At 43.6% G+C, this 13,136-nt stretch carries 13 protein-coding genes; 12 read left to right on the forward strand and 1 reads right to left on the reverse strand.

Annotated features, from left to right (window positions below; all coding sequences use genetic code 11):
• Positions 1–39: 39 nt before the first annotated feature.
• Complete coding sequence (locus SGLY_RS08645) at positions 40–1,956, reverse strand: aconitate hydratase (RefSeq protein WP_013624902.1); 1,917 nt, start codon at positions 1,954–1,956, stop codon at positions 40–42.
• Between the two features lie 354 nt (positions 1,957–2,310).
• Here SGLY_RS08645 and SGLY_RS08650 point away from each other — a divergent pair, with 354 nt between their 5' ends.
• The 12 genes from SGLY_RS08650 to SGLY_RS08700 all read left to right on the forward strand — a co-directional run bounded on the left by SGLY_RS08650 (position 2,311) and on the right by SGLY_RS08700 (position 13,125).
• Positions 2,311–2,781 carry a tRNA (cytidine(34)-2'-O)-methyltransferase gene (locus SGLY_RS08650; protein ID WP_013624904.1) on the forward strand — a complete coding sequence of 157 codons (471 nt, stop codon included), beginning with the start codon at positions 2,311–2,313 and terminating at the stop codon, positions 2,779–2,781.
• A gap of 25 nt (positions 2,782–2,806) precedes the next feature.
• Positions 2,807–3,862: a glycosyltransferase family 4 protein gene (locus SGLY_RS08655; protein WP_013624905.1), complete on the forward strand. Its 1,056-nt coding sequence runs from the start codon at positions 2,807–2,809 to the stop codon at positions 3,860–3,862.
• Between the two features lie 46 nt (positions 3,863–3,908).
• On the forward strand, positions 3,909–4,607 hold the full coding sequence (locus SGLY_RS08660; protein WP_013624906.1) for a metal-dependent hydrolase: 699 nt from the start codon (positions 3,909–3,911) through the stop codon (positions 4,605–4,607).
• Between the two features lie 345 nt (positions 4,608–4,952).
• The gene (locus tag SGLY_RS18150) at positions 4,953–5,120 is read left to right on the forward strand and encodes a hypothetical protein (protein ID WP_013624907.1); all 168 of its coding nucleotides are present in this window, start codon (positions 4,953–4,955) and stop codon (positions 5,118–5,120) included.
• A 134-nt stretch (positions 5,121–5,254) separates the two neighbouring features.
• Positions 5,255–8,728, forward strand: a complete 3,474-nt coding sequence (locus tag SGLY_RS08665) for a DNA polymerase III subunit alpha (protein ID WP_013624908.1) — start codon at positions 5,255–5,257, stop codon at positions 8,726–8,728.
• A 59-nt stretch (positions 8,729–8,787) separates the two neighbouring features.
• The gene (gene coaD, locus SGLY_RS08670) at positions 8,788–9,264 is read left to right on the forward strand and encodes a pantetheine-phosphate adenylyltransferase (protein ID WP_013624909.1); all 477 of its coding nucleotides are present in this window, start codon (positions 8,788–8,790) and stop codon (positions 9,262–9,264) included.
• 33 nt (positions 9,265–9,297) lie between these two features.
• Positions 9,298–9,501 (forward strand): hypothetical protein, encoded by a 204-nt coding sequence (locus SGLY_RS08675; protein ID WP_013624910.1) that lies wholly within the window; start codon positions 9,298–9,300, stop codon positions 9,499–9,501.
• A 175-nt stretch (positions 9,502–9,676) separates the two neighbouring features.
• Positions 9,677–10,270 carry a CBO0543 family protein gene (locus SGLY_RS08680; protein ID WP_013624911.1) on the forward strand — a complete coding sequence of 198 codons (594 nt, stop codon included), beginning with the start codon at positions 9,677–9,679 and terminating at the stop codon, positions 10,268–10,270.
• A 132-nt stretch (positions 10,271–10,402) separates the two neighbouring features.
• Positions 10,403–10,786, forward strand: a complete 384-nt coding sequence (locus tag SGLY_RS08685; protein ID WP_013624912.1) for a GntR family transcriptional regulator — start codon at positions 10,403–10,405, stop codon at positions 10,784–10,786.
• The gene (locus SGLY_RS08690) at positions 10,783–11,685 is read left to right on the forward strand and encodes an ABC transporter ATP-binding protein (protein ID WP_013624913.1); all 903 of its coding nucleotides are present in this window, start codon (positions 10,783–10,785) and stop codon (positions 11,683–11,685) included. Before SGLY_RS08685 ends, SGLY_RS08690 begins: the two co-directional genes overlap by 4 nt.
• The gene (locus tag SGLY_RS08695) at positions 11,663–12,379 is read left to right on the forward strand and encodes a hypothetical protein (protein WP_169312021.1); all 717 of its coding nucleotides are present in this window, start codon (positions 11,663–11,665) and stop codon (positions 12,377–12,379) included. The genes SGLY_RS08690 and SGLY_RS08695 overlap by 23 nt, the downstream gene beginning before the upstream one ends.
• Entirely contained in the window at positions 12,379–13,125 is a 747-nt protein-coding gene (locus SGLY_RS08700; RefSeq protein ID WP_013624915.1) for a hypothetical protein, read from the forward strand. Before SGLY_RS08695 ends, SGLY_RS08700 begins: the two co-directional genes overlap by 1 nt.
• Positions 13,126–13,136: the final 11 nt, after the last annotated feature.

A 13,136-nucleotide genomic window follows, 5' to 3' on the forward strand; every position in this document is an offset into this window, starting at 1 on the left:
CGCCGCCCGCCTGAGAATCGAGATTTGATCAAATGACTGTTAGGATTCTCTAGTATAATTGAGCAGGCCTCCGGCTAAAACGATTTTGGCCTGTCTTTCAGTGAGGTTATGCTGAACCGGGATTTTGGTCTGTGTACCGTCGATATGAAGGACAAGAGGTTTATTGTGTATGACGGCTTCGAGCAGGTCTATAATGGACAAGTTGGTGTCCACGTCGATCTTGTCATAATCTTCTTCCTGAACAAAGCTAAGAGGAAGGATGCCGAAATTGACCAGATTATCTTTATGGATACGGGCGAAGCTTTTAGCCAGAACAGCTCTGATGCCCAGGTACATGGGAACAAGAGCGGCGTGTTCACGGCTGGAGCCCTGTCCATAATTGTGGCCGGCAATGATGATCCCTTTGCCGGCAGCTTTGGCTCTGGCAGGGAATTGAGGATCTATTTTACTGAAAACAAATTCAGAAAGGATAGGAACATTAGATCTGAAGGGCAAAACTTTAGCCCCGGCAGGCATAATATCATCTGTTGTGATATTATCCCCGAGTTTGATCACAACCGGGAGACGATAATGGTCTTCTAATTTAGAAGTCACGGGAAGAGGTTTGATGTTTGGCCCCCGTACGATTTGAGTCTCAGGATTTCCCGGAGCGATAATCAGGGAATCATCTATTCTGAAGGAAAGAGGCACTTCGATCTGCGGAGCTTTGCCCAGTGTCCTGGGATCAGTGATATAACCGGTGACAGCACTGGCGGCAGCCACTTCAGGGCTGACCAGGTATATTCCGGCATCAGCAGTGCCGCTGCGTCCTTCGAAGTTTCTGTTAAATGTCCGGAGTGATACTGCTCCGGAAGCAGGCGACTGTCCCATGCCGATACATGGCCCGCAAGCAGATTCGAGAATTCTGGCTCCGGCATCAAGAAGATCGGTCAGAGCGCCGTTGTTGGCCAGCATAGTCAGTACCTGGCGAGAACCCGGGGCAATAACCAGACTGACATCCGCAGATACGGTTTTGCCTTTTAAGATGGCCGCGGCAGTCATTAAATCAAGATAAGAAGAATTTGTACAACTGCCGATAGCAACCTGATGAACCTTAATATCGGCCAGTGTGCTGATCGGAGCTACATTGTCAGGCATATGCGGCTGGGCTGCCAAAGGTTCCAGAGTGCTTAAGTCCAGAGTGATTTCTTCATCATATTCTGCGTCCTCATCGGCCGCAAGAGGAATCCAGTCCTTTTCGCGAGCCTGGGCCTTTAAAAATAATCTGGTTTGTTCATCACTTGGGAAAAGAGAAGACGTCGCTCCCAATTCCGCTCCCATATTGGTGATGGTGGCGCGTTCAGGAACAGTCAGGCTTAAAACGCCAGGCCCGCTATATTCAAAGACTTTGCCGACTCCTCCTTTGACAGAAAGACGGCGCAGGACCTCCAGAATGATGTCCTTGGCAGAGACCCAGTCGGGACGTTCACCATAAAGGCCAATCTTCACAACTTTGGGATCTTTTAGATAGAAAGCCCCTCCGCCCATGGCAACCGCGACATCAAGACCGCCGGCGCCCATGGCCAGCATTCCCAGGCCGCCGGCAGTCGGGGTATGGCTGTCAGAGCCCAGAAGAGTTTTACCGGGCACACCAAAACGCTCTAAATGCACCTGATGGCAGATGCCGTTACCAGGACGGGAAAAATACAGGCCAAAGCGGGCGGCACAGCTTTGCAGAAAAGCATGGTCATCCGCGTTCTCAAAGCCGGTCTGTAAAGTATTATGATCGATATAACTTACTGACAGTTCGGTTTTTACTCTGGGCGTGTTGATGGCTTCAAACTGCAAATAGGCCATTGTACCGGTAGCATCCTGAGTCAGAGTCTGATCAATTTTGATTCCTATTTCTTCACCGGAACTTACCCGGCCGGATACGAGATGAGATTTTAATATTTTTTGTGCGAGGTTATCCCCCATTATCTATTCCCCCTTTTGACGTTTATACTTTATCAAAAAAAAGCTTAAACTTCCAGAGAAATCCTTTAAGTATACATTATAATCAATAATATCCATTTTGTAATATCTCGACGGTTTTATCCTTTATTCAGTTCTGAGGATGGCTATAAATGATTAAACCCCAGATTGACCAGCATTCTCTTACGAGTTTGCTGGTTATTTTCGCAGTAAATCAAATGATGATCATCAAAATATACTTTTTGTTCCATCTGGGGTATAATATATTGAAAAATGTTAGAAGTGTGTATCTTTTTAAATCAATTAAGATCAATCTCTGAAGAGATACATTTGGATAAATGAGGAAGTGAAACATTCTTGACAGGCAGACTGAACATCGTTTTGGTAGAACCGGAGATACCGCCTAATACCGGTAATATCGCACGGCTTTGCGCGGTAGTGGGGGCCGATCTGCATCTGGTTAAGCCTTTGGGATTCAAGACTGACGATAAATCTCTGAAAAGAGCGGGGCTGGATTATTGGCACCGGTTGAAGATGACCATATATGAAGATTTTGATGATTTTGAAGCGCGCAATCCTGGCGGAAAGCGTTATCTGGCGACAACGAAGGGGAAAATTATTTATAGTGAAACGACCTTTGAAGAAGGCTGTTACTTGATATTCGGCCGGGAAACGAAAGGGCTGTCACCGGAAATTTTGGCCCGTTATCCTGAACACCTCATCCGTCTGCCGATGAAAAATGAATGCCGCAGTCTCAATTTGTCAAATGCAGTGGCGATCGTTACCTATGAGGTCTTCAGACAGTGGGGGTATCCCGGACTATCATGAACCAGAATTAATTGGAGGATCTGTGATGTCTTTCTTATCTACATTTGTTCTTGCCGTATTGGGGGCAGTTGTTTTGACACCTGTCTCTATCATGATTGCCCGTAAGTTGGGAGTGTTGGATCACCCTGGCGGGAGAAGAATCCATCAAACGCCTATCCCTAGAATGGGGGGGATAGCCATTTATCTTGCTTTTTGGCTCGCTGTTTTTCTGCGGGTTGATTTGAACAGCACTGTAATTGGACTTTTTCTGAGCAGCACCTTGATTGTTCTAGTGGGAATCGCCGATGACAGCAAAGGATTGGGGCCTTTTCCCAAGCTGTTTTTGCAGATTATGGCCGCTTTTATTTTTCTGTCTTTCAGTCCTTCTATCGAATATGTTGTTCTGCCTCTGGTGAATGAGGTTGGTTTGGGATATGCCGGATTCATTTTGGGTGTATTATGGATTGTGGGATTGGTCAATACGGTGAACATTTCAGACGGTCTTGACGGGCTGGCGGCGGGAATCTGCATGATCGCCGCCCTGGTTCTGTTCTGGTCGGCAATCAAGATCGATCAGATATTTCCCGCCCACCTGATGCTCGCTTTAACTGGAGCTGCCTTGGGCTTTCTCTTTTTTAACTTTAATCCCGCCAAAGTGTTTATGGGCGACTCGGGCAGCATGTTTCTGGGCTTTATTCTGGGAGCCGTCTCCTGGACAGGCCTGTTAAAAACGGCAACTGTTCTGGGGCTGATCTTCCCGCTGCTGGTCCTGGGGATGCCCCTGACCGATGTCCTGTTCGCCATCATCCGGCGCAAATGGAAGGGAAGGTCTATTGTTCTGGCGGACAGGGGACACCTGCATCACAGATTATTAGATATGGGGTTTACACAAAAATCGGCAGTATTGCTTCTCTATGCCATAAGTGCCGGTTTCGGGCTGGCCGCGATTTTTTGTGTTTATGGCAATTGGCTTTTGGCGGCAATTTTGGTCCTGTTGAATATGGTATTAATCCTCAACATTATGTTTCGAAAGCTGAAAGTGGAAAAGTTCTGGGTGAAAAAAATAGAAAAAGAATATGCTGAAGATAAGCATAAAGTATGAGTAAGATAAAAAATGGGATGATAAAATAACGAAAGGGAGAATAACAATGAAAATAATCTTTCATGGTCATTCCTGTTTTGAAATAACGGGATCAAAGGGCAGGATTCTCATTGACCCTTTTCTCAGGGATAATCCCCGAGCTGATGTCGGGCCGGATGATTATCAGGAACTGGACGCGTTATTAATTACCCATGGCCATGATGATCATATGGGAGATTGTCTGGAGATTGCCAAAAAAACCGGCTGTCTCTTTATTTCTAATTTTGAGCTGGCAAATTTTGCGAAGAAGAACGGGGTAAAAAACATCCACTCCATGCATATTGGAGGGAAATATCCATTTGGATTCGGAACGGTAAAGCTTACGCCCGCTTTGCATGGATCAGGCATACCGAAAGGAGACGGAACTTTTTGGTATGGTGGCCTGGCCTGCGGTTTTCTGATCAATATGGACGGGTTGTGGGTATATCACGCCGGAGACACCGGATTGTTCAGTGATCTGCAATTGATAAAAAACTTTTGCGCATTAGAGGCAGCGATGTTGCCGATCGGGGATAATTTTGGGATGGGTCCGGACGATGCGGTGCTCGCGGCGGAAATGCTCCAAGCAAAATATGTGGTCCCCATGCATTACAATACTTTCCCTGTCATCAGGCAAAATCCTGAAGCTTTTGTTTCAGCACTTGAAAGTAAAGTTCCGAAGACGAAAGGCGTTATTCTGGAACCCGGGCAAAGCCTGCAAATTTAAACATTAAGCAAAAATTTTGTTGTTAAGTTATGGAAGAATGCCCTGCCAAGGCATTCTTTTTTCCTACAGGGAATAAAAAAAGAAATCGGGAAAGATCTTTTTTATAAGGAAATTCTAAATCTTATTGAGGATAATTTTTAGTAAACCTGGCTAAAATATTAGTCAGGACGGTGATTTTAAAATGAGAGAAAAAGAATGCAACAATCAGTGCGCATTTTCAATTGACGGGCGCTGCCGTCTGGAGAATGTCCAGGGGATAAAGAAACCGCAATGCCCTTACAAGGAAGGTAATGTCAATTCGTTTTCAGTATCCTAGAAAGTGGATGGAAAAAGGAGGAGGCCGCCATGAAGATGAAAGAGATTAAAAACAGTCTGAAAATCACGCAAAAAGGTATGAAACAGATGCAAAAAGGAATGTCTAAAGATTTGAAAAAGGCCGGAAACAGACAGTTTAATATCATTGAAGAAATGAAGATGGAAATCGCCTCCGAGCTCGGCTTGAAGAGAAAATAAAACAAAGTATGCTTAGTCATCACAGCAGGTCCTGCCTTATGTTATAATGAAAAAAATAGGTAGGGCTTTTTTATTGGGTAAAACAAAACATCAGCAGACAAAATGATGACAGCCCGGATGGGAGAAAACACCAGATGTTCACGCATCTCCATGTCCATACTGAATACAGCCTGCTGGACGGAGCGGCCAGGATCAACAAGCTTGTGAAAAAGGCCGGGGAATTGGGTATGCCCGCTTTGGCCATTACGGACCATGGTGTAATGTACGGGGTAATAGACTTTTACAAGGCCTGTAAAAAACAAGGGATTAAACCGATCATTGGCTGTGAGGTTTATGTGGCCCCGGGAAAATTGACCGAAAAAAATGCGGGCCGGGATGATAAGAATTATCATCTTGTTTTGCTTGCCGAAAATATGGAAGGCTACCGCAATCTTGTAAAAATAGTCTCAAATGCCCATATTGAAGGATTTTATTATAAACCGAGGACAGATAAAAAATTCCTCAGGGAAAACAGCAAGGGGCTAATTGCGCTCAGCGCTTGTCTGGCTGGTGAAATATCCGAGCTGATTTTGGAGGATAACCTGGAAAAAGCCCGGGAAACGGCCTTGGAGTATCTGGATATATTCGGTAAGGGCAATTTCTTTCTGGAGATTCAGGACCATGGCTTAAGAGATCAGCAAAAGGTCAATACTGAAATGCTGAAGATTTCCCGGATGACCGGAATCCCCATCGTAGCGACCAACGATGTGCACTATGTCGAAAAAGCTGATTCCTTCCTGCAGGATGTCCTATTATGTATTCAGACCGGTAAAACATTAAACGATCAGACCAGAATGAGCTTTGAAGGGCAGGAATTCTATTTGAAAGCTCATTCCGAAATGAATCTGCTTTTCGGAGAGCATCCTGAGGTTTTGGAAATAACCGAGGAAATAGCAGCCAGGTGCAATGTTGATTTTGCCTTCGGGACAAATTTTTTACCCGATTATCAGGTTCCCGAAGGATTTACACTGGATCAATACCTGCGGGAGCAATGCGCGCAGATCTTCCCCCAGCGCTATCCCCAGGCAGGTGAAAGAGAAAAAGGACGCCTGGAATATGAGCTGAATGTCATCACCAAAACAGGTTACTCCGGCTATTTTTTAATTGTGGCTGATTTTTGCCGGTACGCGAGAGAAAATGGCGTAACGGTAGGACCGGGGAGAGGATCGGCAGCCGCCAGTATGGTCGCTTATTTATTAGGAATTACCGATATTGAACCACTCAGGCATGATCTGCTCTTTGAACGGTTTTTAAATCCTGAAAGAATAACCATGCCTGATATCGATATAGATTTTGATCCTGAAGGCAGAGATAAAGTCATTAAATATGTCACACAAAAATATGGTGCGGATAAAGTCTGTCAAATCATCACCTTTGGAACTATGGGGGCCAAAGGCGCGATCAGGGATGTTGGCAGGGTCCTGAATATCCCGCTCAGCAAAGTGGACAAGGTGGCTAAAGCCGTTCCCAATGAACTGGGGATGACTCTGGAAAGGGCGTTGACCGTTTCTCCTGATCTGATCAGAATGGTTAGCGAGGAAGAAGAAATCAAACGGCTTCTGGAAATTTCCCAGGGACTTGAAGGGATGCCCAGACATGCGTCTACCCATGCCGCAGGGGTCGTGATCGCCAGAGAACCGTTGACCAACTATTTGCCTTTGCAAAGAACAGCGGAAGGATTTCCCATGACCCAATTTCCGATGAAGACAGTTGAGGATATCGGCTTGTTAAAAATGGACTTTCTGGGGTTACGTAACCTGACGATCATCAGCCAAACTCTGACCAGAATTCAAGAGACGCAGGGAAAAACAATCGATCTCAACAAATTGCCATTAGACGATCTGAAAACTTATCAAATGCTCTCTGAAGGCAAGAGCTCCGGTGTCTTTCAGCTGGAAAGCGGCGGTATGAAAGCTATTCTCAAGGAGCTGAAACCAAGCTGTTTTGAGGATATTATTGCCGTCTTGGCCCTTTACCGGCCCGGTCCCATGGAACAAATACCGGAATTTATTAAGCGTAAGCAAAGCGGCAAGCTCAGCTATCTTCATCCTAAATTAGAAAAAATCTTACAGGCTACTTATGGAATTATCGTTTATCAGGAACAAGTAATGCAGATCGCCAGGGATTTGGGCGGATACTCTCTGGGCCGGGCGGATTTGCTGCGCAGGGCAATGGGGAAGAAAAACCGCGATATTATGGATGAAGAACGCCAGAATTTTGTTCATGGACTTCAGGATGATCACGGCGAGGTAATTGTCCCCGGTGCCATACGCCTTGGCCTTAAAAAGAATGAGGCCGAAGAAATATTTGATCTTATGGCTAAATTCGCCGAATACGGGTTCAATAAAGGCCACGCGACGGCCTATGCCTTGATTTCTTACCAGACAGCTTATTTGAAAGCCAATTTCCCTTTGGAGTTTGCCGCATCTCTTTTAAGCTCGGTCATCGGTGTTTCCGATAAAGTTTCTTTTTATATTCATGAAGCCCAAAACAATGGCATCACGATTTTGCCCCCCGATGTCCAGTTCAGTTATAATGATTTTGCCATTGAGGGCAGGGCCATCCGCTTCGGTCTGGGAGCTGTCCGCAATGTTGGCGCCCAGGTCGTTGAAAAGATCATTGAGGAAAGGAAAAACGGGCCCTTTCGTTCGCTTTATGATTTTATCAGCCGGATGGATTCCAGAATGGTCAACAAAAGAGTGATGGAAAGCCTGATTAAGGCAGGGGCGTTCCAATCGCTTTGTTCAAGAGCACAGGCTTTGACTGTGCTTGAGAGGATGCTTGATTTGGCTCAAAACAGGCAGAGAGACCGGGAGTCGGGGCAAATGTCCCTTTTCGATCTTGATGAGAAGCTGGAAGAAGACTTTGCAATGCCTCAATTAGACGAAGTTTCTCAAGGAGATATCTCCAAGCTGGAGAAAGAATACCTGGGTTTATATCTGACTAATCATCCTTTATCGTCAATTGAAACGCAATATAAAGACCTGATTAGTTCCGATATTGCGACCTGTCTGGAAGGCTTAGAAGAAAAAAAAGTGATCTTATGCGGAATAATTACGTCTTATAGACAGACAATAACAAAAAGAGGCGAGATGATGGCCACTTTTCTTCTTGAAGATCTTTCGGGGACCATCGAAGTCCTGGTTTTCCCCAGAGTTTTTGCGGAAGGATCAAATTTGCACAATGACAATATTGTCATTGTTAAGGGCAGATATTATCTTAATGAAGATGAGAAGAAGATCTTTGCCGAAAAAATTAACGAATTAAATGAGTTTAACCAGGGGCCTGAAACAAATGCAAGAGGGGAAAAAGAGGAGAACTCAGGTTATGACAGGGTGGACACAAAGCATGGAAGGCTTTTTTTAAAATTAAATCGTGAAGACAAGGAACTGCTCGGCAGGATTTTGAAATTACTGGAAAACCATTCTGGAAAAATCCCCGTATGTGTATATTTTGCGGACAGCAAAAAATCATTTAAATTAAGCCAAGAATATCGGGCCGAGAAATCTCATGCTTTTTGCCAAAATATTACTGCACTTCTGGGACAAAACAATGTAAAATGGCAATGAAGCAAATTTAGTATTATCGTTGCTCTGATCAATCAAAAATTTTTTGGAGGAGAAAATTTGTGCGCATCGCTGTTTATCCAGGAACCTTTGATCCGGTAACCCTTGGACATATGGACATTTTACACAGAGCGGCTCAGCTTTTTGATAAAATCATTATTGGAGTAGCCGCAAACAGCAATAAAGAAACCCTGTTTTCTTTAGAGGAGAGACAAGAGCTTTTAAAACATGAAATTAAAGAGATGAGTAATGTCGAAGTCTGTCCCTTCAGCGGCCTAACGGTTGAATTTGCCAGACAATGCGGGGCAGTCGCTCTGATTCGCGGTCTCAGAGCGATTTCTGATTTCGAGTATGAGTTTCAATTGGCTTTAATGAATAAAAAGCTGGCTCCTGATATGGAGACGGTATTTCTGATGACCAAGAGTGAATATTCCTTTATCAGTTCCAGTGCCATCAAATGGGCGGCAAGTCTTAAAGGAAGCATCAGCGAGTTTGTTCCGCCAAATGTAGAAAAGGCTTTACTGAAAAAGCTGCATTAGAAAAATTTGTTGAGAAATGTTATGGAGGTAAATATGTGGACAGTCATCTATATTGCTCAAAACAAAAAGTTGGCTGATAAATATATGGAGGCTTTGTCTTCCGAAGGAATTCTTGTACAGTCAAGACAGCTCAGCCTCTCGCAGGATCTGAGCACATCTTCCTACGAACTGTTGGTTCCCGAATCGGAAGTAGAGGAAGCGCATGAAATTTTGACGGGGCTTATGGGATCCAGATAAGAAAGTGTTCATATTCAGTCGAGAAAAACCGGCCTGATGCAGTTTTTATTTTATTCTGCATTGAGCCGGTTTATTATTTTGGTGCTTAGGAAAGTCAATGAAAAAATTAAACAAATGTTCAGGTTTATTTTTTCAAAAGGGGTTATGCTAACAAAAAAACAAGGATGTAAGTCATATGAATATTGGCTGGAATATCGAAAGCTATGTATCTGTTTCCTCAATGATTTTTTCGTCAATCATCCTTTTTCTGATTTTAAGGATTAATTGGAAAGCATACGGACTGCTTTTCCTCCTTAGTGCGGCAGCCGGTGAAATTTTATGCGTAATATTCGCGATGCTGGGTCTTTATTCTTTCCCCTATACGACATTCCCGGCGATATCTTCTTTACCTGTTGTTTTAGTATTAACAGCATTTCCGATGATCGTCCTTGTTGGAGTCAGGTATAGTCCTGAAAATTGGATGTCAAAAATTTGTTTGTATTGGGTGATTGTCAATTTAGGGATGCTTTTTGAAACGTGGGCCCAAAATCAAACCCAAATCATCAAATATGATATGTTTTGGGATTTTTGGGACTCATATACCTGGTGGTGGATCTATCTGCTGGTCTTTGAATGGTTAGGCGGGAGGATAGTGCCTCAAAGCGCCAGAAAACCAATTAAAGGAAGTCTATTAAAAAGTGGTCAGATCGGCTGGTTCATCTCACACTTTATTTTAATCTCCACAATATTTTTAGCAGGTTTTTATATGGGAAGAGTTACGTTAAAGTAATCGTACGGCCTTTTCACCGCACCAAGGAATGTTCCGGCGACCCGATCATATTAGGAAAAACATTGACAAAAGACCAAATCATGGCTATAGTACATCATATAGCTAGTGCACTATAGCACAGGAGAGAACAGCATGATTCTAAACAGCAACAGTATCAAACCAATTTATCTTCAAATCGCCGATTGGTTAGAAGCGGAAATCTTAGCTTATAGAATCATAGAAGATGAGCGGATTTATTCTCAATACCAATTGGCCGGGATGTTCAATATTAATCCGGCTACGGCCGCCAAGGGATTAAATATTCTGGCCGATAAAAAAGTGATTTACAAAAAAAGAGGTCTGGGGATGTTCGTCGCTCCCAGCGCCCGGGAAATCATTCTCAAAAGCCGCAAAGACCAGGTCTTAGGAGAAATCCTCAGGGAATTGATCCGGGAAACAGAACGTCTCGGGATCCCAGAAGAGCAGCTTATCGAAATGATCAGAGAGGCCAAAAAGAATAAGGGGGAAGAGGATTGAGTGTGATCGAATGCCGAAACCTGACGAAGACTTATAGACAGTTTCATGCACTTAACGACCTTTCTATGGAAATCCGGGAAAACACCATTACCGGACTGATCGGACGCAATGGAGCCGGTAAAACCACCCTGCTGAAAATTATTGCCGGCTTTCTCCGGTCGACAAGCGGGGAAGTTATGGTCTTCGGGCAGAAGCCGTTTAACAGTTTGACTGTCTCCGCAAATATGATTTTTATTGATGAAAATCTGGTGTTTCCAGCTGCCTTTTGTCTGGAAGAGATCTTAAAAGAAGCAGGTAAATTTTATCAGAATTGGGATCAGGAACTGGCCTTCAACTTGTTGGAGTATTATAACCTCAACCCGAAAATAAGCCATCAGCATTTATCTAAAGGAACAAAAAGTATCTTCAACACGATTATTGGTTTGGCGGCGAGGTGTCCTCTGACAATTCTTGATGAGCCGACAACCGGCATGGATTCAGTTGCCCGCAAGGATTTTTACCGGGCTCTGCTGAAGGATTATATGGAGGTTCCTCGAACCATTATATTTTCCAGTCACCAGTTAAATGAGGTGGAAAATCTTCTGGAAGATATCCTGTTAATCAAATACGGGAGGAAATGCCTGCATATCCCTGTGCTCGAATTAAAGGAGTATGCTGTGGCATTGCAGGGAGACAGCGCCGAAATAAACGGCTTTATTCTGGAGGATGATGTCCTGCATCGTGAAAATTTTGCCAAAGATCAGGCCTATCTGATTGTGAGAAATCATTTATCGGAAACCCGCTTGGCCGAAATGAAGCTTGCCGGTATTGAAATTGCTCCTGTTTCCGCAGAGGATGCCTGTAATTATCTCACGATGTATCATAACGGGGGAATTGATGATGTTTACCGAAAAAATTAGTTTATTCTCTATTGCTGCCAAACAGTATTTGTATAAATTCAAAGCAAGTTCAATGATCGGGCTGATCATTATGCAGTTATTGGGGTTGGGGGTCACCCTAAACGGGATCTCGCGGTTCGTTTTTCCAAGTGTCATTGTGCAAGGTTATTCCAATAATCTGATCTTTCTTTTCTCCCTGCTTTGGGTCGTCATTATTGCGGCCTGGCGCCCGGACAGACTGAAAAAGAATATTGATTTTACTCTGGTGTCCAATCGGATCTCAAGCGCTCTTTCTGATCTTTACCTGATTCTCACGTTCTGCCTTCTTGGCGGGATCACTGCTTCTTTATACAGCCCTGTTTTAAGAAGCCTGATCTATTGGGGAGGAGGAGATACGCTGATCATCCATGAAGGGTTTAGAATCCCTTTATCCGTACTTGGTCTGGATATTCTTTCTTCGGTTTGTTATATGGCCTTAGCAGGCTGCTTTGCTTACTTTTTGGGAACACTGTATCAATTCAATAAACTGTTTATCATCATGATTCCGGCAGGCATCATCGGATTAATGCGGCAAGAATCAATGCTAAAAAGTTTATGGGCTTTCTTTACACAAGAAAGTTCATTGATTCTCTTTCTTGTGAAAGGAGTGCTAACCGCAGCGGTCCTTTTTGCCTGCAGCGTTTTCCTCCAAAACAGAATAGAGGTGAAAAAATAATGGAAGAAACCTCAGGATCAATATTCAATATTTTTCAGTTCCCTTTATTCTGTATCATCATTATTCTTCTGCTTGGAGGATGTTTTGCCGCCGCAGCGATTTGGAAAAAAAATATCCTGTCCATATTTTGCTCCAAATATTTGATGATAGGATACTGTGGTTTATTGATTATTCTTGCCTTTGGCAGTTATCTTCTGCCGGAAAAAAGGCTGCTGAAGCCGATCAGTGCTGTACAAGAGCAAGCATACGGACAAGCTGAGAAAGAACTATTCTCTCTATCAATAGAAGAACTCTCGCAATCGATAGATGAAGGCCGGATTAATGAAAAGAGCAATATCATCAGAAATACAAAGATGACTTTTCCCAGCGAAAGTGATCAACTGGAAATCATATTGCAGAATTCTAATCAGGCAATTTGGATTGAGAAAAAAGAGGCGGATGACGGAATAATTGAGGCAAACTATATTTCGTATTTTAAGTTCAAAGATTATGACATGACAAGGATAGCGTTACCGCCCACTTTCAGTAAGAACGAAAATCAAATGACGATCGAGGTCCCCCCACAAACCATTCAGTTCATTGCTTTTGATCAGGATTTTGCGGTATCCCAATTTACACCAGGATCCGCTTCATATCAGGCCCGTAATTTCTCATCTTTTACAAGTTTTCAGAAAATTTATCTGCGGATTCCTGAGAACATCCAAGTAAAAGCCAATACTGAAATTAATTATGTTAAGAAATCATAAGGAAATGTTGC

Origin of the sequence: Syntrophobotulus glycolicus DSM 8271 (genome assembly GCF_000190635.1) — a bacterium.
GTDB lineage: Bacteria > Bacillota > Desulfitobacteriia > Desulfitobacteriales > Syntrophobotulaceae > Syntrophobotulus > Syntrophobotulus glycolicus.